17 protein-coding genes and 1 riboswitch are annotated in these 17,787 nt (G+C 71.6%); of the genes, 7 read left to right on the top strand and 10 right to left on the bottom strand.

Annotation, left to right across the window (positions count from 1 at the left end):
- Nucleotides 1-22: 22 nt before the first annotated feature.
- The 8 genes from E4V01_RS14700 to E4V01_RS14660 form a co-directional block, all read right to left on the bottom strand.
- Entirely contained in the window at nucleotides 23-1,105 is a 1,083-nt protein-coding gene (locus E4V01_RS14700) for a catalase family protein (protein WP_060768597.1), read from the bottom strand.
- An 87-nt stretch (nucleotides 1,106-1,192) separates the two neighbouring features.
- On the bottom strand, nucleotides 1,193-2,518 hold the full coding sequence (locus E4V01_RS14695; RefSeq protein ID WP_135298850.1) for a BatD family protein: 1,326 nt from the start codon (nucleotides 2,516-2,518) through the stop codon (nucleotides 1,193-1,195).
- On the bottom strand, nucleotides 2,512-3,450 hold the full coding sequence (locus E4V01_RS14690) for a tetratricopeptide repeat protein (RefSeq protein ID WP_135298849.1): 939 nt from the start codon (nucleotides 3,448-3,450) through the stop codon (nucleotides 2,512-2,514). The genes E4V01_RS14695 and E4V01_RS14690 overlap by 7 nt, the downstream gene beginning before the upstream one ends.
- Nucleotides 3,450-4,373, bottom strand: a complete 924-nt coding sequence (locus E4V01_RS14685; protein ID WP_135298848.1) for a VWA domain-containing protein — start codon at nucleotides 4,371-4,373, stop codon at nucleotides 3,450-3,452. Before E4V01_RS14685 ends, E4V01_RS14690 begins: the two co-directional genes overlap by 1 nt.
- Before the next feature lie 11 nt (nucleotides 4,374-4,384).
- On the bottom strand, nucleotides 4,385-5,404 hold the full coding sequence (locus E4V01_RS14680) for a VWA domain-containing protein (RefSeq protein WP_135298847.1): 1,020 nt from the start codon (nucleotides 5,402-5,404) through the stop codon (nucleotides 4,385-4,387).
- Nucleotides 5,405-5,409: 5 nt separating this feature from the next.
- A complete protein-coding gene (locus E4V01_RS14675) occupies nucleotides 5,410-5,871 on the bottom strand; it encodes a DUF4381 domain-containing protein (protein WP_135298846.1) in 462 nt (153 codons plus the stop codon).
- 171 nt (nucleotides 5,872-6,042) lie between these two features.
- Nucleotides 6,043-6,972 carry a DUF58 domain-containing protein gene (locus E4V01_RS14665; protein WP_135298844.1) on the bottom strand — a complete coding sequence of 310 codons (930 nt, stop codon included), beginning with the start codon at nucleotides 6,970-6,972 and terminating at the stop codon, nucleotides 6,043-6,045.
- A gap of 5 nt (nucleotides 6,973-6,977) precedes the next feature.
- Nucleotides 6,978-7,973 carry a MoxR family ATPase gene (locus E4V01_RS14660; RefSeq protein WP_060768590.1) on the bottom strand — a complete coding sequence of 332 codons (996 nt, stop codon included), beginning with the start codon at nucleotides 7,971-7,973 and terminating at the stop codon, nucleotides 6,978-6,980.
- A gap of 292 nt (nucleotides 7,974-8,265) precedes the next feature.
- Between E4V01_RS14660 and E4V01_RS14655 the strand changes: the two genes are divergently transcribed.
- Nucleotides 8,266-8,982, top strand: a complete 717-nt coding sequence (locus tag E4V01_RS14655) for an MgtC/SapB family protein (RefSeq protein WP_135298843.1) — start codon at nucleotides 8,266-8,268, stop codon at nucleotides 8,980-8,982.
- 62 nt (nucleotides 8,983-9,044) lie between these two features.
- Nucleotides 9,045-9,731 (top strand): SDR family NAD(P)-dependent oxidoreductase, encoded by a 687-nt coding sequence (locus E4V01_RS14650; protein ID WP_060768588.1) that lies wholly within the window; start codon nucleotides 9,045-9,047, stop codon nucleotides 9,729-9,731.
- A 58-nt stretch (nucleotides 9,732-9,789) separates the two neighbouring features.
- Here E4V01_RS14650 and E4V01_RS14645 read toward each other — a convergent pair whose 3' ends face one another.
- Nucleotides 9,790-10,161, bottom strand: coding sequence for a hypothetical protein (locus tag E4V01_RS14645; RefSeq protein WP_060768587.1), 372 nt, complete (start codon nucleotides 10,159-10,161; stop codon nucleotides 9,790-9,792).
- A 311-nt stretch (nucleotides 10,162-10,472) separates the two neighbouring features.
- Here E4V01_RS14645 and E4V01_RS14640 point away from each other — a divergent pair, with 311 nt between their 5' ends.
- Nucleotides 10,473-11,333, top strand: coding sequence for an NlpC/P60 family protein (locus tag E4V01_RS14640; RefSeq protein WP_135298842.1), 861 nt, complete (start codon nucleotides 10,473-10,475; stop codon nucleotides 11,331-11,333).
- Between the two features lie 6 nt (nucleotides 11,334-11,339).
- Here the strand turns inward: E4V01_RS14640 and E4V01_RS14635 are convergent, their stop codons facing one another.
- Entirely contained in the window at nucleotides 11,340-12,491 is a 1,152-nt protein-coding gene (locus E4V01_RS14635; protein WP_135298841.1) for an aminotransferase class I/II-fold pyridoxal phosphate-dependent enzyme, read from the bottom strand.
- Between the two features lie 107 nt (nucleotides 12,492-12,598).
- Here E4V01_RS14635 and E4V01_RS14630 point away from each other — a divergent pair, with 107 nt between their 5' ends.
- The 4 genes from E4V01_RS14630 to gcvP all read left to right on the top strand — a co-directional run bounded on the left by E4V01_RS14630 (nucleotide 12,599) and on the right by gcvP (nucleotide 17,741).
- The gene (locus tag E4V01_RS14630; protein ID WP_060768584.1) at nucleotides 12,599-12,826 is read left to right on the top strand and encodes a hypothetical protein; all 228 of its coding nucleotides are present in this window, start codon (nucleotides 12,599-12,601) and stop codon (nucleotides 12,824-12,826) included.
- A gap of 155 nt (nucleotides 12,827-12,981) precedes the next feature.
- Nucleotides 12,982-13,087: riboswitch (glycine riboswitch) on the top strand.
- Nucleotides 13,088-13,134: 47 nt separating this feature from the next.
- A complete protein-coding gene (gene gcvT, locus E4V01_RS14625) occupies nucleotides 13,135-14,313 on the top strand; it encodes a glycine cleavage system aminomethyltransferase GcvT (RefSeq protein ID WP_135298840.1) in 1,179 nt (392 codons plus the stop codon).
- Between the two features lie 26 nt (nucleotides 14,314-14,339).
- Nucleotides 14,340-14,702 carry a glycine cleavage system protein GcvH gene (gene gcvH / locus E4V01_RS14620; RefSeq protein ID WP_135298839.1) on the top strand — a complete coding sequence of 121 codons (363 nt, stop codon included), beginning with the start codon at nucleotides 14,340-14,342 and terminating at the stop codon, nucleotides 14,700-14,702.
- 192 nt (nucleotides 14,703-14,894) lie between these two features.
- The gene (gene gcvP / locus E4V01_RS14610; RefSeq protein ID WP_135298901.1) at nucleotides 14,895-17,741 is read left to right on the top strand and encodes an aminomethyl-transferring glycine dehydrogenase; all 2,847 of its coding nucleotides are present in this window, start codon (nucleotides 14,895-14,897) and stop codon (nucleotides 17,739-17,741) included.
- The last annotated feature ends 46 nt before the right edge of the window (nucleotides 17,742-17,787 follow it).

Here is a 17,787-nt window from a genome sequence, read left to right as displayed (position 1 = left end):
ACGGAGGCCGCTCCGCTGTCGTTCACCCTCGCGCGCCCGGCTCGTGGATCGGGCAGCCGTTATGCGCGGCCCGGAAGCCTGCGGAGGTTGGGTAGACGGCCCGGCGCGCGCGCATGATCGCGCCGAGAGGCCGGTGCGCGGCGAGCGCGTGCCAGGGATTGAAGGCGAGCCCGTCGTCGATCTGCCTCACCTTCTCCTCGCTCCACGCGTCCTGCCGCGGGACGATGAGTCGAGCTACGGCGACATAGGGGCTCGCCTCCTCGGGCCAGGGCCTCGCGGCATCCTCGACCGGCATCGTTTCTTCGTCGGTGCGCAGTTGTGCACGCAGCTCCCACACGCCCTCGTTCTCGGCGAAGAAGGCGGTCACCGCCTCACGCAGGCCGTTGGGCCGGCCGTTGACGTTGAGGCTCGCGCCCGTCAGCGCCGTCAGTTCGGGCGAGGCCGGTGCGACCGCGACCTTGGCGACGTAGGCGCCCCAGCGCAGCGGAACCTGGCTGTAGAACGTCTCGCCGAGGATGTGCGTCTCGGGCTGGCCGCCCATCGCGATCAGGGTCGGGCTCCGGGTGCCGAGGCCTTCGAGCACCGATTCGACGCCGCGCAGGACCGCCGAGAACGCCTTCTTGAAGACTTGCGGCGTGTCGGTGGTCGCGGCCAGGAGCTTCAGGCTCTTGAGGAAGGCCGCGTCGTCCGGCGCCGTGAAGGCCGGGGCGTTGGCCATCACGAAATCTTGGCTCAGGCCCTCAGCCCCCTCCAGGCGTTCGCCCTCGACGCCGACGACCTTCAGCGCGAGGCCGCGCGGGGTGGAGACGCTGTCGTCGAGGATGTCGCCGGGATTGGTGGAGAAGCGAAGCAAAGCCTCGTAGGCGCTGGGCTTCTCGAACAGCCCTTGGGCCAGTTCGGGCGGCAGCCCCGGCAGGATCTCGAGCCGACCGGTGAGAAGGCCGTGCGCCTTGGCATGAACGCCCCGCACCGCCCGGCCGTAATCCTTGAACGTGGTCTCCTGGATTTTCGCGAAAGTCGCGAGCATCTGCGCGTGGATGTCGGCCTCGTCGGTGCGGGGCTGTTCGACGGATGGATGATAGGGAATCGGGCTTCCAGGGCTCACGTCCGGCCTCGTGGTGGATCTGCCGGCCCTGACAGGGTCGGTCTGGATCCAAACCGAGGCCGGTCGCGGCTGTTCAGAGCCAGCCGGTCACGCCTGCGCGACCGGGCCGTCGAGGGGCGCCAGCCGGGGAGCGGGCGCGCGCGCTGCGGAGGCGCCGCGTCTCCGGCGCCGGCCGAGCCGCCGGGCGAGGCCCGGCAGATCGACGGGGTCCGCGCCGGACGCGGCAGGGCCGAACACCTGCCGGTCGAGGGCGGCGAGGTCGCGTGCCAGATCCGGCTCCGCCTGCCAGAGCGCGGCGAGATCCGGCTGCGCCTGCGCGGCACGGCCGAGCACCGTCCGAAAAGCCGACGCGTCGCCCGCGGCCGCCGCCAGCCGCAGGGCACGGGCGTGACCGCGGTCGAGTTGCAGCCAGCCCGGACCGGTGCGGAAGCCGATCAGCGCGAGCCCAAGGCCGAAAGCGGCGAGCGCCGCCGCGGCCAGCGCGGACCAGGCGGCGGGCCCCGCTTCCTTGAGATCCTCCGCCCGGTCGGCGAGACCGCCGCCGATCTGGCGGGCGGGAATCTCGGTCTCGCGCAGGGTGCGCGTGAGCGTGTCGAACCAGGGGATCTTGATCGCGTCGAGCGGGATCACCTCGGCCACACCCTTCTTGATGTCCCACTGGTAGGTCGCCCGCGCCACCGGGCCGGAGGGCGTGATGATCGTCTCGCGCTTCACCGGACCGGCGAAGGTGATGATGCCGCGGGTGCGCATGACGGGGCGCGGCGGCAGCCCCTCGGCGAGCATGCCCTGCGCCTCCAGCGTGACGATCCGGCGCGCGGTCTCGCCCTGGTTCAGCGTCTCGGGGTCGGGGTCCCAGGAATCGGTGATCGCCACGTCCCGCGCCGGCAGCCACCACGGTTCCGCCGCATCGGGGCCGCCGCTCGCGCCGGTCCAGGCCGCCACGGGGAAGGGGACGGGCTCGGAGCGCACGTCGATCTGCTTGCGCTCGCCGTTGTCGTTGATCGTCAGGCGGTGGACGAACGGCTCAATGGTGAAGGTCCCCGTATGCTGGGGGAAGACTGCGATCGTGCGCTCGAATTCCAGCGCCATCTGCCCGTCGGGCATCCGCGTGCGGCCCCAGTTGTCGCGGCCGAGCTGGGTCCAGGAGAAGTTGACGAGGGCGGGCTGGCGCACCTCCTCCAGCAGAATCTGCGTGCGGTAGACCCCGCGCAGGCGCAGCAGCACCATCTCGCGGGCATAGGGCTGCGCGCCGTTCGGGAGATCGGGCGTCACGGTGAGTGTGAGGTCGCCGGGCTCGATGGCGTGGGCGGGGGCGGCCAAGGCCAGCAGGATGAGGAGGAGGGTCGCGAGCGTTCCCCTCTCCCCTCTGCGGGAGAGGAGGGCCCGCCTGAACGAGTCGAAAAAAGTTACCACGGGTTGCTGCCTCCCGGGATGGCGGTGCCGGCCTCAATGCGGCGGGCCTGCTCGGCCTTGAGGCGCAGCTTCAGGTAGCGGCCGGGCTCGTCCGGCAGGGTTTGGAGCCAGAGCCGGTCGGGGTGGATCTCGTGCGCCTCGAAACTCTTGGTGACCCGGCGCGCCTCGCGCTCGGGCGCGGCGGCGACCATGGCCGAGCCGGCGCCCTGGCGTCCGCGGCCGGCGGCGTCGCTCGCCGAGCCGCGGGCCTGTCCCTTGCCGGAATCGACCGCCTGCTGCTCGGCCTTGCCGCGGCGGGCCACCGGGCTCGTGCCCGGCAGCGAGGCGGAGGAGCCGCCCTCCTTGTTGCCGGCCAGACCCTCGCCGCTGGCGGTGGCGCGGATGTCGTCGTTCTGGTCCTGGTTGGCGGTGTTGTTGTAGCGGGCGCCGTACTGCGCCGAGGCGTTGGCGATGCCGCCGCCCTTGCCGCGGTCGATCTCCTCTTCCAGGGCCTTGGCGATCAACGAGCGGTTGGCCTGCGCGTCGGCGTCGCGCGGGTTGTAGGTCAGCGCCTCGTCGTAGGCCTCGAGCGCACCTTGCAGGTCGCCGGAGCGGGCGAGCGCGTTGCCGAGGTTGTAGGCGCCGCGCTTGCCCTGCGCCCGGAACAACGGAATCGCCTCACTATGGCGCCCGGCCTCGTAGAGGGCGGCGGCGCGCCATGCGGGGGTGTCGAACACCTGAACGGCCGCGCCGGGCAGACCGGCCGCCATCAGGAAGCGGCCCAGCGTCGTGCGCGGCTCCGACACGAGCAGCAAGCCGAGGAGGCCGCCGCCCGCGAGCGCAAGCCCGGCGATGCGCGCGAGCCGCCGCCAGTTGCGCGGGAAGGCGACGGGCAGCATCCGCCGCAGCGAGGTCGATCGAGCGAAGGGGCGGGGCGAGAAGGACGCCAGCATCACGCGCTCCGTCGGAACAGGAGGAGGGCGGGCAGAAGCGCCAGCAGCAGCAGCCAGCGGCCGAGATCGGCGAAGGCGAGCACGCCGTAGCCGTTTGCGGCGAGGTGCTGGGCGGTCGAGGCGCCGACACGGTCGAGCACCGCCTCGGAGGCATCGATGTCGGCGGCCCGGCCGCCGCCCGCGCTCGCGAGCCGGTCGAGGGCGGTCCGGTCGGGGCGCGGCGCGCCGGGTGGCAGCGCCTTGCCCGCGGGCACGAACAGGGCGTGGAGCTGCCAGCCCTTGTCCCGGATCGCGGCGGCCTCGCGCTCGGCCGCCTGACCGATCCCGTCGCCGTCGGAGATGAGCACGACGTCGGCGGCGACGACGTTGGCCTCGGCCAGCGTCCGGCGGGCCAGCGCCAGCCCGCGTTCCGGGTGGCTGCCCCGGTCGGGCACGGTGTCGGCATCAAGGGCGAACAGGGTGGTGGCGAGGCTCTCGCGGTCGTTGGTCGGCGACAGCGCGGTATAGGCGTCGCCCGCATAGACGATCAGCGCCAGCGAGCGGGTGCCCGCGGCCTCCGCGACCGCTTCCGCCGCCTGCCGCGCTTCCTTGAAGCGCCCGCCCTCGGTGACCGAGCGGGAGAGGTCGAGCACGATCACCGTGGCGTCGAGGTTGCGGAAGGTTGAGGCCTCCGGGCGCTCGATGGCCGGGCCGGTGAGCGCCAGCGTCAGGATGCCGGCGGCGAGCGCGGCGGCGATGTTGGCTTGCCGCCGCCCGCCCAGCACCGCGCCGCGGCGGGCGAACAGCGCCATCAGGTGCGGATCGACCGCCTTGTTCCAGTCGCCCAGCGGCGCCGAGCGCCACGCCGCTCGCAATGCGAGCAGAGCCACGACGGTAATCGCCAGGAACCAGAGCGGGCGGAGCAGGGTGAGGGATTCGATCATGCGATTCCCGATCAGATCCTGCGCCGCGTCGCCAGGAGCCCGCAGGCGCAGAGGAAGGCGAGCGCCGCCGGCCAGGGCCAGAGGTCGCGCCGCAGGGGCAGCGGCGGTGCCTTGGCGCGTCCGCCCTCCAACTCGTCGATGGCGTTGGCCACGCTTTCCAGATCGTCGGTGGTCTTCACGCGGAACGCCCGGCCGCCGCTGGTCTCGGCCATGGCCCGCAGGGTTTCGACATCGACCACATCCTGCTCGTTGTCGGGGTTGTCGGCCATATCGATCGGCCCGAGCGCGATGGTGTAGACGCGCACGCCGAGATCCTTCGCCAGCGCCGCCACATCCTTGGGTGCGGTCTGGCCGGCATTGTTGGCCCCGTCCGAGAGCAGCACCACGACCTTGTCGCGGGAGGGGGGCGGCCCTTCGCCCTTGGCCGCCGCGACCTGGGCCGGGGCGAGGCGCTTGAGCGCGAGGCCGAGCCCGTCGCCGATGCCGGTGGAGCGCCCGACGAGGCCGATGGTCGCCTCCTCCAGGGTGCGGGCGACGGTGGCGGTGTCGAAGGTGGGGGCTGCGGCGACGTAGGCCTGATCGGCGAACTCGACGAGGCCGATGCGGTCGCCGGCCCGGCGGCGGATGAACTCGGCGCCGACGCGCTTCACCGCCGCGAGCCGGCTGACCGTTTCACCGTCCAGCGAGAAATCCTTGCGCTCCATGCTGCCCGAGAGGTCGAGGGCGAGCACGATCTCCCGTGCCGAGGCCGGCAGCGCGGTCGCGGGCAGGACGAGGCGGGGACCGGCCAGCGCGACGACGAGGGCCGCCCAGAGCGTTCCGACGAGCCAGAGACGACGCCGGCCGCGGGCGGCGATGCTCTCGGCGTGCTCGGCGCCGCCGACGAGGGAGGGGGGAACACGCAAGGCGCCGCTGCCGCCCTGGCGCTCCGGCGGGATCAGCCGGGCGGCGAGCGGCAGGGGCAGGAGCAGCAGGGCGAGCGGCGCCGCGAAGTCGAAGGCGGAGGCGAGAGCCGTGATCCAGGTGGGCATTCGGATCAGGCCCGGATTTGTGAGAGCAGGCGGCCGAGGCCGGCATCGATGGCGGCGGGATCGATGGTCTTCGGGCGCCGGTAGAGATCGTCGGTGAAGACGCGGCCCGGTCCGGAGCGGAAGAAATCGGTGGCGAAGGTGGTGTCGAGCGTCGCCGCCCAGGCCGCGCCGCTTGTGTCGGCCGCTGCCTCGCCCTTGAGCGTGCGCACCACGCGCCGCAGCAGCCGGGCCTGCGCGACGCGGCGGGCCTCCGGCTCGAGGTTTCGGGCCAGCGCCAACTCGCGCAGGGCCGCCCGGCGGACCGAGGCGCCGCGACGCGCCCGGACGAGGCGGATCAGGCCGACGAGCAGCGCGAGGCTGAAGCCGACGGCCAGAGCGGCCACCATCTCGGGCTGCACCGCGCTGTTGCCGCCGGTGGGGAGATGGAGCCCGCGCAAGGTGGAGAGGTCGGGAGCGGGGCCGGTCATTCCGGCCTCCTCCGCACATCCCCTCTCCCCGCAGGCGGGGAGAGGGCTCTGTCGACCTTGTTGTCGGCAGAGCGAGCCGGCAGGCGAGGGTGAGGGGACGCCGCCGAAAGAGTCTCTTCCTGAACCGCCCCCGCTCCCCGGATGCGGGGAAAGGGGGATTCACTCCCGATCTCACAACACCGCATCGAGCCGCTCCATCAGGGGGGCGTAGCTCTCCGGTCCGGCCTCGACGTCGATGCGCAGGCCCTCGACCCCGCAGGCATGGAGGCGCGCGAGGCGCGGGTCGATCGCATCGGCGGGCTGGGCCCTGCGGTCGGCCTGGACGGTGCCGCGGCGTCCGCCCGGCAGGGCGTAGGGGTAGAGGCCGGCCGGGCGCGCCCGCTCGAAGGCGTCGCTGACCAGCAGCAGGCGGATCGAGAGCCGCTCGGCCAGCGCGGTGATCAGATTCTCGAAATCCGGCCCCGGCGCATCCAGCGCGCTCGCCACGACGAGGTGTCCGCCCGAGGGCAGGAGCGAGCGGGCGAGCGCCAGCGTTTCGGTGAGCGGCGGGTCGTCCACCGTCGGGCCGGCGAGGGCTTCGGCGTGGGCATGGGCCAGCGCGCCGGTGACGGCGGTCATCGCCCGCTCGCCGCCGGCCGGGCGGATCACCGCGGGCTCACCCGCGCCCGCCGCGATCAGGCCGATGCGCCCGCCATCGCCGACGATGCGCCAGCCGAGCAGCGTCAGCGCCTCGGCCGCCGCCACCGAGCGCAGCGCCCGGCGGGTGCCGAACAGCATCGAGGGCCGAAAATCGGCGAGCAGCACCACGGCGCGGTCGCGCTCGTCGTGATGGGTGCGCACGTGCACTTGGCCGGTGCGGGCGGTGGCGTTGCGGTCGATGAAGCGGCGGTCGTCACCCTCGGACCAGGGCCGCACGTCGTCCGGCTCCGAGCCGCGCCCGCGCTTGCGCGTGACGATGCCGCCGGGCAACCCGGCGATGGTGCGGGTCGCGGGCGAGACGCCGCGCCGCGCGAGATGGCGCAGGCTCATCAGCCCGGCCCCGGACAGGTGGATGCCGGTGGCGTCGGTCAGGTCGCTTGCGGGGGCCGCCGTCGCGGTCATGATGGCTACAGCGCCCGCGTCCGCTCGACCAGCCCGCCGATGATGCCCCGCGTGGTGCGCCCCTCGGCCGCCGCCCGCCAAGTCAGGCCGATGCGGTGCGCGAGGGCGTCGGTCGCAAGGTCCGAAATATCCTCGGGCACGACGTGGTCGCGTCCGTGCAGGTAGGCGCGGGCCTTGCCAGCGACCATCAGCGCCAGGGTGCCGCGGGGCGAGGCCGGGTGTTCGATCGCCGCGCGCAGCTCCGGCGCGACGCTGTCGCCGCGGGTGCCGGCCACGAGCCGCACGAGATAGTCCTTGAGGGCCGGCGAGACGTAGGTCGCGAGTGCGGCCTCGCGGGCGGCGATCACCTCGGCGACCGAGAGCTTCACCGGCATCGCTTCGGCGTGGTGGTTCAGTTCGCCCTCGACGAGATCGAGGATGCGGCGCTCGGAGGCCTCGTCCGGCATCTCGACGACGACGTGGAGCAGGAAGCGGTCGAGCTGTGCCTCGGGCAGCGGGAAGGTGCCCGCATGCTCGATCGGGTTCTGCGTCGCCACCACCATGAACGGATCCGGCAGGCGGTGGGTATGGCCCGACACCGTGATCTGCCCCTCAGCCATGGATTCGAGCAGCGCCGATTGTACCTTGGGCGGCGCGCGGTTCACCTCGTCCACGAGGATCAGCGAGTGGAACAGCGGTCCCGGCAGGAACTCGAAGGTGCCCGCATCCTGGCGCCAGACAGTGGTGCCGGTCAGGTCGGCGGGCATCAGGTCGGGCGTGCATTGCACGCGGGCGAAGGAGCCATCGAGCCCGTCCGACAGGCGCTTGACCGCGCGGGTCTTGGCGAGCCCCGGCGCGCCTTCGATCAGCAGGTGGCCGCCGGTCAGGAGCCCGATCAGCAGGCGCTCGACGAGCTTGTCGGCACCGATCAGCCCGTGGCTCAGCCCGTCGCGGAGCTGGAGGATGCGGTCACGGACGGGCGTTGCCCCCGTCGCAGGCCGGGCGAGTGCCTCGACGCTCATACGAGCGCCTCTGCCGGCGCCGTCGCCGGTCGAGCCTCGGCCCTCGTCGCAGGAGAAAGATCCTGCCGCATGCGCGTCTCCTCAGCGTGGGTTTTTCTTAAGGCTCCCACAATCCTGCCGGTGTGCCCGCTGCCCGGTCGCCGCGTCAATCCCGCGCCGCGGCCCTTGCCACGGGCAAATTGACCGCACGCGACCCGAGTGCGCGCGGATCGGTGACGTTTCGTCACGCAACCGTCACGCTCGTGCGACAGCGGGGAAACGGCGCGACACCGAAAAGGTCCCCGAACAGTCCATGCCCGGTCCCTTTCCCTTCCCCACGCCCGAAGCCCTGAATTCCGGCATCAGCCTCGCGGTCGCCTTCGGCCTCGGCACCCTGATCGGGGTCGAGCGGCAGTACCGGCAGCGCAGCGCGGGCTTGCGTACCGCCGTCCTGGTGGCGCTGGGCGCTGCTGCCTTCGTCGATCTCGGCATGCGGCTGACCGGCGGAGAGGGGGCGACCCGTGTCGTCGCCTATGTCGTCTCCGGCATCGGTTTTCTCGGCGCGGGCGTCATCATGAAGGAGGGGATGAACGTGCGCGGCCTCAACACGGCCGCGACCCTCTGGTGCGCGGCGGCCGTCGGCGCCTTCTCCGGGGCCGACCTTCCGCTGGAGGCCTGCTTCGTCACCACCGCGGTCCTTGCCGGCAACACGCTGCTGCGCCCGCTGGTGAACCTCATCGACCGCATCCCCATCGACGAGAGCGCGACGGAGGCGACCTACGCCGTGCAGGTGACGGTGCCGGCCGAGACCGCCGGCCTCGCCCGCGACCTGCTGGTCGAGCGCCTGGAGGCGGCGAACTATCCCGTCGGCACGACGGAGGTGGAGGAACGCGGCGAGACCACCGTCGACGTCATCGCCACGCTCACCGCCACGACGGTCCACTCCAAGGATCTCGACGCTGTGGTGGCCGATCTGGAAAAGCGGCCGGAGGTGCGCCACGCGACGTGGTCGGTGCAGACGGGGGATTGATCGCGCCCTGCGGGGAAGCCTACGGCCCACGCATCCACCTTTGCGAGTGCGGACGAGCCACCATGAGCCACACCCAGAAACACGCCCTGATCGTCGGTGCCTCCCGCGGCCTCGGGCTCGGGCTGGCCGAGACCTTCCTGCGGCGCGGCTGGCAGGTCACCGCGACCCGGCGTGGGGCCGCGCCTGGTCTGACACGGCTCGCGGCGGAGGGGGTGCGGGTCGAGACGGTCGATATCGACGACGAGGCGTCGGTTGCCGCCCTGCACGAGCGCACGAGGGGCGAAACATTCGATCTCGTCTTCGTGGTGGCCGGTGTGCTGATCGAGGCGGAGAAGCCGCTCAACGCGGTGTCGCGGGCGATCCACGCACAGGTCTACCTGACCAATGCGGTGAGCCCGATCCTGTTTGCGGACGCCTTTGCCGCGACCATTGCCCCCGGCGGCACGCTCGCCTTCATGTCCTCGGTGCTCGGCAGCGTCGGCCTCAACACCGAGGGCGGATGGGAGAACTACCGGGCGAGCAAGGCGGCGCTCAACACCAACGCCCGGAGCTTCGCGGCGCGCCACGCCGACGGCGCGTTCGGCGTGCTGCTGCTGCATCCCGGCTGGGTCGCCACCGATATGGGCGGCGAGGGGGCCGACCTCGACGTGGCGACGAGCGCGGCCGGTTTGGCCGATGTGATCGAAGCGAGAGCCGGCCGGACGGATCTCGCCTTTCTCGACCACCGGGGTGAGACGCTGCCCTGGTGAGTCCGGGCGTCGTCCCGAAAGCCTACCGCCGGACTCCCTAAAAGACGATACCCTGGTCTTACCGGCGCGGGTCGAGGGGCCGGCTGCGGCGCTCGACCACCACGGTCGGGCGGCTGCGGCGCTCGACGATCACTGCCCGCGGCGGAGAGCGGTTCGGGCTCGTCGGTGCGAGGATGCGCTGCTCCAGCGGCCGGTGCGCCGGACGCGCCGCCGCGGCCTTGGCGGCGGCGACCACGTGGGGGCGCACCTCGTCCGGGCCGAGGCCGATCAGCCCGCAGGCGATCTCCACCTGCTGCTCGACGTCGTCGGCGAGATCCTGGGCGGCGGCGACCGCCTCGGCGACCGTGGGCGGCTCGCGCCGCACCCGGATCGGAGGCAGATCCTGAAAGCTCTTCGGAGATTTTTTCACGGCACGACTCGCGGTCTTCATGCACCGATCATAGGACGGTCCATCCGGTTTGTGCACTGCACCCAAATCGGACGTGACGGACCGCCGGCCGCATGGCTTGCCGGGCGGACGCCCCGCTCGTCGAGCATGCAGGATGCGCGCCGATCCGTGCGGGCGCCAGCACATTCGTTGACGGGGCTATCCAGCGCAGAAGGCCCGCGCCGGTCATAGTGTCGCGGCAGCGCAGCAAATAACTCGGTGAACCCACGAGCCAACGGGTCGCCCGAAAATCGGGAGTCTTGGGATCCTCCATCCCGAATCCCGCCCCGATCCTGCGTCACGCATGCGCCACGATGCCAGATCCATGCGACGCCCGTCTCACCCCGGCCCGGCCCGACCTCGCCGACATCCGCCTGAAAGGCGTCGTCACGGCCGAGCGCTACGTCGCGGGCAAGCCGGCGCGAATCGTCGTGCCCTCCGCTCCCTTACGCCGTGCGCCGCGCCTCGAGGCCGGGCTCGAGACCGAGGCGGTCATGGGCGACGCCGTGACGGTCTTCGAGATCCAGGATGGATTCGCCTGGGGCCAGATCGCCCGCGACGGCTATGTCGGCTACCTGCCGGAGACGGCGCTCGGGGCCATCGATCCGGCGCCGACCCATCGCGTCGCCGCGTTACGCACCTTCGTCTACCCGGCGCCCGACCTGAAGCGTCCGCACCTCGCCCATCTCAGCCTCGGCGCCGCCTTCGCGGCGGAGATGCAAGAGGGCGCGTACTGGCGGCTCGCCGGCGGCGGCTACGTCTTTGCCGGCCACGCCGTGCCGCTTGGCACCGCCGAGCCCGATTTTCCGGCCACCGCCGAGCGACTCGTCGGCGCACCCTATCTCTGGGGCGGGCGCACCAGTCTCGGCCTCGATTGCTCGGGCCTCGTCCAGCTCTGCCTGGAAACCGCGGGCCTGGCCTGCCCGCGCGATGCGGACCAGCAGGAGCGGACCCTCGGCAACGCCCTGCCGCCGGGGCTCGACGGGCTGCAGCGCGGCGACCTCGTATTCTGGAAGGGCCATGTCGGGCTGATGCTCGACGCTGACCGGCTGATCCATGCCAACGGCCACCACATGGCGGTGGCGGTCGAGTCCTTGCGCGAGGCGGTCGAGCGTATCGCCGCCAAGAGTTTCGGCGCCGTCACCTCGATCCGCCGGCTCGATTCGATCGCCTGAGGGTGTTCAGCCGGCGCGGACGCTCTCCGGCGCCAATTCCGTCAGCGTTTCGGCGAGGGCATCGACCTGCCCCTCGTCATGCGCTGCCGAGAAGGCGACTCGCAGACGGGCGGTGCCGGGGGCGACGGTCGGCGGACGGATCGCCACCACGAGGAAGCCGCGCGCCTCCAAAGCCGCCGAGAGGGCGAGCGCCGCCTCCGCCGCGCCGATGAGCACCGGCACGATCGGGCTCATCGCTTCGGGCAGGCCGAGACGCGCGGTAAAGCGGCGGGCGAGTGCCAGCGGCCGGGTGGCGCGCTCCGGCTCCGTCTCGACGATGTCGAGGGCTTCGAGCGCCGCGGCGGCGGACGCCGGCGGCAGGCCGGTGGTGTAGACGAGGCTGCGCGCCCGGCTGGTCAGCAGGTCGATCACGGGCCGCGAGGCGCAGAGATAGCCGCCATAGGAGCCCAGCGTCTTCGAGAGCGTGCCCATTTCGAGCGGCGCCCGCTGGCCGGGCTCGACCACGCCGAGGCCGTGGGCATCGTCCACCAGCGTCCAGGCGTCGTACTCGCCCGCGCGTGCCAGGATTTCGGAGAGCGGCGCCCGGTCGCCGTCCATGCTGAACACCCGCTCGGTCAGGATCAGCGCCCGCCGCGCCGCGCCGCGATGCTCGGCGAGAAGCGCACGCAACTGCGCGACGTCGTTGTGGGCGAAGCGCACGGTCCGCGCCCCCGACATCCTCGCCCCCGCGAACAGGCAGGAATGGCCGAGTTCGTCGATCAGGATCAGGTCGCCCGCGCCGACGAGGGCCGGCGCGATGCCGAGATTGGCGAGATAGCCCGAGCCGAAGACGAGGGCGGCCTCCTTGCCCTTGTGCCGGGCCAGCCGTTCCTCCAGCGCCGCGAGCGGGGGGGAATTGCCGGTCACCAGACGCGAGGCGCCCGCGCCCGCGCCGTAGCGGGCCAGTGCTTCGGTGGCCGCCGCGATTACCCGCGGATCGTGGGCGAGGCCGAGATAATCGTTGCAGGAGAACGAGACGAGGCTGCGGCCCGCCCGCTCGGCCGCCGCCTCGGGGCCGCGGGCGGTCACGGCCAGACGGCGGCGCAAGGCGGCGGCTTCGAGGCCGGCGAGCTTTTCTCCGGCGAAGGCGTCGAGGCTGTTCGATGGGTTCGGCGACATGACGCTTGAAGGCGATGGCACTGAAGGGATGTCAAGCCGATGGTGATGAGCGTGGCGAACCCGGTGCGGGGCGGCGCGTTGCACAGGCTCCGCTGGAACCCCCTGCCATGCGCCGCCGCCTCGTCGTCCTCCTGCTGACGGCCTTTGCCGGCCCCCTCGTCAGCCCGGTGCCAGCCTCGGCCGGCCCGGCCCAGTCCTACCTGTTCGGCGAGCAACGCTTCCGCAATGCCTGCCCTCCGCCTCTGAAATACGCGGCCGGGGCCTGCCTCCGCCGTTGCCCGGCCGGCTACGAGAGCTTCCGCGGCTATTGCCGGCTGCGCAACATGATGCGCTGATCGTCACCGGACTTGACTTGCGTAGGCGGGCGCAAAGTGCGAGCCTTCCGGCGTCCGATACAGACGATACGGGAGAGCCCAGGCCTATCGAAAGATGAGTCATGGCGCCGACGGAGCAACCACCCCCGGAAACTCTCAGGCACAATCACCGTACCGTTGGACAATCTGGAGAGAGGCGCCGTCCGGCGTCCACCGAAGGAGAAACCTCGCTCGAATGCCGAGTGAGGGAAACTCTCAGGTAAGCGCGACAGATGGGGGCAACTTGCCAGCCGGCCGGCGGGCAAGATCCGTCTGTCGTGGAGTGCCCGATGAGTCTGCAAGCTGCCGGGGCCTTGAGCCCTGCCGCTCCCGTTTCCGCTGATCCGCTGGCACAGACGCCGCTGCACGCGCTTCACTTGCGCCTCGGCGCCAAGATGGTGCCGTTCGCGGGCTACGCGATGCCGCTGCAATACCCCGCCGGGCTGCTCAAGGAGCATCTGCACACGCGGGCAGCGGCCGGCCTCTTCGACGTGTCGCATATGGGCCAGATCGCGGTGACGCCCCGCTCCGGCGACGTCGCGGAGGCGGCCCGCGCCCTCGAAGTGCTCGCCCCCATCGATATCCTCGGGCTTCCCGAAGGCCGTCAGCGCTACGGCTTCCTGACCGACGAAGCCGGCGGCATCCTCGACGACCTCATGGTTGCGCGCCTGCCGGACCGGCTCCACGTCGTCGTCAACGCTGCCAACAAAGCCGCCGGTTTCGCGCATCTCCGGGCGCATCTCCCGGACGGCATCGACATGACGCTCGTGCCGGATGCGCTGATCGCGCTTCAGGGCCCGAAGGCGGCCGAGGTGCTGGCGCGGCTGGCCCCCGAGACCGAGACGATGCGCTTCATGGATGTGCGCGCGGTCGCGATCCTCGGCGCGCCCTGCCTCGTCAGCCGTTCCGGCTACACCGGTGAGGACGGGTTCGAGATTTCCGTGCCGGCCGAGCGCGCGGAGGCTGTGGCCCAAGCCCTGCTCGCGGAGGCCGAGGTGATGCCGGTCGGCCTCGGCGCCCGCGATTCCCTGCGCCTCGAAGCCGGCCTGCCGCTCCACGGGGCGGATATCGACCCCGGTTCCAATCCGGTCGAGGCGAGCCTCGCCTGGGCGATCTCGCCCGCCCGCCGCTGGGGCGGCGCCCGCGAAGGCGGGTTTCCGGGGGCCGACACGATCCTCGCCGCGATGGAGGCCGGCCCGTCCCGGCGGCGCGTCGGCCTGCGCCCCGAGGGGCGGGCGCCGGTGCGGGCGGAGGCCCCGCTCTTCGCCGTGGAGGCCGGCGGCGAGCCGGTTGGCCGCGTCACCTCCGGCGGCTTCGGCCCGAGCGTCGGGGCGCCGGTCGCCATGGGTTTTCTCCCGGCCGCGCTGAGCGCGCCCGGCACCCGCGTCTTCGCCGAGGTTCGCGGCCAGCGTCTCCCCCTTGTCGTCTCCCCGCTTCCCTTCGTCCCGGCCGGCTTCAAGCGCGGCTGATCTCTCTCGTGTCAGGAGTTTTGACCATGCTGCGTTTCACCGATGAGCACGAATGGCTGCGCCTCGATGGCGACGTCGCCACGGTCGGCATCACCGCGCACGCCGCCGAACAGCTCGGCGACCTCGTCTTCGTCGAGTTGCCGAAGGTCGGCACGAAGCTGACCAAGGGCGAGGCGGCCGCGGTGGTCGAGTCCGTCAAGGCGGCCTCCGACGTCTACGCGCCGCTCTCCGGCGAAGTCACCGAGGTCAACGAGGCGGCGGTCGCCGACCCGGCCTCGGTCGGCACCGACCCGCAGGGCGGCGGCTGGCTCTACCGGCTCAAGCTCGACGACGCCTCCGCCATGGACGGCCTGATGGACGAGGCGGCCTACGCGGAGTTCGCGAAGTAGCGCCGGCCGGATCCCTTCCCAGCCATCCCCCTCATCCTGAGGTGCCGGAGCGCAGCGGAGGCCTCGAAGGAGACCTCCCGTACCCGCCACGATCCCTGGAGCCCTCTTATCGAGGCTGCTTCGCAGCATCTCAGGATGAGGGGGGGAGGGGGTGACGAGACGCGCGGCATCCGCCTTCGAAAGGCTTGCCCCATGAAATACGATCGCCATGATCCCTTCGACTTCGCAGCCCGCCGCCATATCGGCCCGAAGCTCTCCGAGATCGACCAGATGCTGGAGACGGTCGGCGCCAAGTCGCTTCACGCGCTGATCGACGAGACGCTGCCTCCCGACATCCGGCAGGCCGAGTACATCGATTTCGGGGTCTCGCTCACCGAGCGGCGCTCGCTCGAGAAGCTGCGCGCCACCGCCGACAAGAACCGCCTGCTCGTCTCACTGATCGGCCAGGGCTACCACGGCACGACGATGCCGCCGGCGATCCAGCGCAACATCTTCGAGAACCCGGCTTGGTACACCGCCTACTCGCCCTACCAGCCGGAGATCAGCCAGGGCCGGCTGGAGGCGCTTCTCAACTTCCAGACCCTCGTCTGCGACCTGACCGCGCTCGATGTGGCCAACGCCTCGCTGCTCGATGAGGCGACCGCGGCGGCCGAGGCCATGGGCATGGCCAAGCGCGTGGCGAAGTCGGACAGATGCGCCTTCTTCGTCGATCGCGACTGCCTGCCCCAGACGATCGCCGTGCTGAAGACCCGCGCGGCGCCGCTCGGCTGGGAGGTCGTGGTCGGCGATCCCTTTTCGGATTTGGACCCGTCCAGGGTCTTCGGAGCGCTGTTCCAGTATCCTGGCGTGAACGGCGCGGTTCACGACTTTTCCGATCTCATCGCCGCGCTTCATGACGCCGGTGCGCTCGCCGCGGTCGCCGCCGACCCGCTCGCGCTGACGCTGCTGAAGGCGCCGGGCGAGATGGGTGCCGACATCGCGGTGGGCTCGATGCAGCGCTACGGCGTGCCGATGGGCTATGGCGGCCCGCACGCCGCCTATCTCGCGACCCGCGACGCCCACAAGCGGGCGCTGCCCGGCCGCATCGTCGGCGTCTCGGTCGATGCCCGCGGCAACCGCTCCTACCGCCTCGCCCTCCAGACCCGCGAGCAGCATATCCGCCGCGAGAAGGCAACGTCGAACATCTGCACCAGCCAGGTGCTGCTCGCGGTCATCGCCTCGATGTTCGCCGTCTATCACGGGCCGGCCGGCCTCAAGGCCATCGCCCTGCGCGTCCACCGCGACGCCGTGCGCCTCGCCGCCGGCCTGGAACAGCTCGGCTTCACCGTCGAACCCGAGCACTTCTTCGACACGATCACGGTGCGGGTCGGCGCGTTCCAGGGCGTGATCCTGAAGAGCGCGGTCGAGAACGGGGTGAACCTGCGCCGGATCGGCACCGACCGCATCGGCATCAGCGTCGATCAGCGCACCCGGCCCGACATCGTCCAGGCAGTCTGGCGCGCCTTCGGCGGCACCGAACTGGCCTATGACGAGGCCTATCCCGAGCCGCGCCTGCCGGCGGCCCTGGAGCGGACCTCGGCATATCTCACCCACCCGATCTTCCACATGAACCGGGCCGAGAGCGAGATGACGCGCTACATGCGCCGCCTCGCGGACCGCGACCTCGCGCTCGACCGGGCGATGATCCCGCTCGGCTCCTGCACGATGAAGCTCAACGCCACCGCCGAGATGCTGCCGATCTCCTGGCCGGAGTTCTCGGAATTGCATCCCTTCGTGCCGGAGGATCAGGCGCTGGGCTATCGGGAGTTGATCGACGACCTCAGCCAAAAACTCTGCGCGATCACCGGCTACGACGCGATCTCGATGCAGCCGAATTCCGGCGCGCAGGGCGAGTATGCGGGGCTGCTGGCCATCCGCCGCTACCACCTCTCGCGCGGGGAGGGGCACCGCACGGTCTGCCTGATCCCGTCCTCGGCCCACGGCACCAACCCGGCCTCGGCGCAGATGTGCGGCATGAGCGTCGTCGTGGTCGGGGCCGACGCCCACGGCAACATCGACGTCGAGGATTTCGCGAAGAAGGCCGAGCAGCACGCGGACAAGCTGGCCGCCTGCATGATCACCTACCCGTCCACCCACGGCGTGTTCGAGGCGCGGGTGCGCGAACTCTGCGACATCGTCCACCGGCACGGCGGACAGGTCTATCTCGACGGGGCCAATCTCAACGCGATGGTGGGGCTGGCGCGGCCCGGCGACATCGGCGCCGACGTCAGCCACCTCAACCTGCACAAGACCTTCTGCATCCCGCATGGGGGCGGCGGGCCGGGCATGGGGCCGATCGGCGTGAAGACGCACCTGATCCCGTTCCTGCCCTCCGATCCGCGCTCGGGCGAGGAGGGCGCGGTCTCGGCCGCCGCCTTCGGCTCGGCCTCGATCCTGCCGATCTCGTGGAGCTACTGCCTGATGATGGGCGGGCGCGGCCTGACCCAGGCGACGCGGGTGGCGATCCTCAACGCCAACTACATCGCCCGGCGGCTCGATGGGGCCTATTCCATCCTCTATGCCGGCCGGAACGGACGGGTCGCGCACGAATGCATCGTCGATGTCCGCCCGTTCCAGAAGAGCGCGGGTGTCACCGTCGAGGACATCGCCAAGCGCCTGATCGATTGCGGCTTCCACCCGCCGACGATGAGCTGGCCGGTGGCCGGCACGCTGATGATCGAGCCGACCGAATCCGAGACCAAGGCCGAGATCGACCGCTTCTGCGACGCCATGCTGGCGATCCGCGAGGAGATCCGGGCGATCGAGGACGGGCGGATGGATCGGGCGAACAACCCGCTCAAGAACGCGCCGCACACGGTGCAGGACCTGATCGGCGCCTGGGAGCGGCCCTATTCCCGCGAGGCCGCCTGCTTCCCGTCGGGCAGCTTGCGCATGGACAAGTACTGGCCTCCGGTGAACCGCGTCGACAACGCCTACGGCGACCGCAACCTCGTCTGCTCCTGCCCGCCGACGGAGGCCTACGGCGAAGCGGCGGAGTAGGGCGCCACGCCCCTCCCCATCAGGGGGAGGGGCGTGGCGCGTTTGA

Origin of the sequence: Methylorubrum sp. Q1, assembly GCF_004683995.1 — a bacterium.
Taxonomy (GTDB): Bacteria; Pseudomonadota; Alphaproteobacteria; order Rhizobiales; family Beijerinckiaceae; genus Methylobacterium.
This window is presented reverse-complemented; position numbering and strand designations above follow the sequence as displayed.

Bases quoted from the DNA above. Each gene is read 5' to 3' on its own strand.
- gcvT (WP_135298840.1), top strand. From the start codon at position 13,135: ATGAGTCTGCAAGCTGCCGGGGCCTTGAGCCCTGCCGCTCCCGTTTCC.
- E4V01_RS14665 (WP_135298844.1), bottom strand. From the start codon at position 6,972: ATGACCGCGACGGCGGCCCCCGCAAGCGACCTGACCGACGCCACCGGC.
- E4V01_RS14660 (WP_060768590.1), bottom strand. From the start codon at position 7,973: ATGAGCGTCGAGGCACTCGCCCGGCCTGCGACGGGGGCAACGCCCGTC.
- gcvH (WP_135298839.1), top strand. From the start codon at position 14,340: ATGCTGCGTTTCACCGATGAGCACGAATGGCTGCGCCTCGATGGCGAC.
- E4V01_RS14655 (WP_135298843.1), top strand. From the start codon at position 8,266: ATGCCCGGTCCCTTTCCCTTCCCCACGCCCGAAGCCCTGAATTCCGGC.
- E4V01_RS14675 (WP_135298846.1), bottom strand. From the start codon at position 5,871: ATGACCGGCCCCGCTCCCGACCTCTCCACCTTGCGCGGGCTCCATCTC.
- E4V01_RS14650 (WP_060768588.1), top strand. From the start codon at position 9,045: ATGAGCCACACCCAGAAACACGCCCTGATCGTCGGTGCCTCCCGCGGC.
- E4V01_RS14640 (WP_135298842.1), top strand. From the start codon at position 10,473: ATGCCAGATCCATGCGACGCCCGTCTCACCCCGGCCCGGCCCGACCTC.
- E4V01_RS14680 (WP_135298847.1), bottom strand. From the start codon at position 5,404: ATGCCCACCTGGATCACGGCTCTCGCCTCCGCCTTCGACTTCGCGGCG.
- E4V01_RS14690 (WP_135298849.1), bottom strand. From the start codon at position 3,450: ATGCTGGCGTCCTTCTCGCCCCGCCCCTTCGCTCGATCGACCTCGCTG.
- E4V01_RS14630 (WP_060768584.1), top strand. From the start codon at position 12,599: ATGCGCCGCCGCCTCGTCGTCCTCCTGCTGACGGCCTTTGCCGGCCCC.
- gcvP (WP_135298901.1), top strand. From the start codon at position 14,895: ATGAAATACGATCGCCATGATCCCTTCGACTTCGCAGCCCGCCGCCAT.
- E4V01_RS14685 (WP_135298848.1), bottom strand. From the start codon at position 4,373: ATGATCGAATCCCTCACCCTGCTCCGCCCGCTCTGGTTCCTGGCGATT.
- E4V01_RS14645 (WP_060768587.1), bottom strand. From the start codon at position 10,161: ATGAAGACCGCGAGTCGTGCCGTGAAAAAATCTCCGAAGAGCTTTCAG.
- E4V01_RS14635 (WP_135298841.1), bottom strand. From the start codon at position 12,491: ATGTCGCCGAACCCATCGAACAGCCTCGACGCCTTCGCCGGAGAAAAG.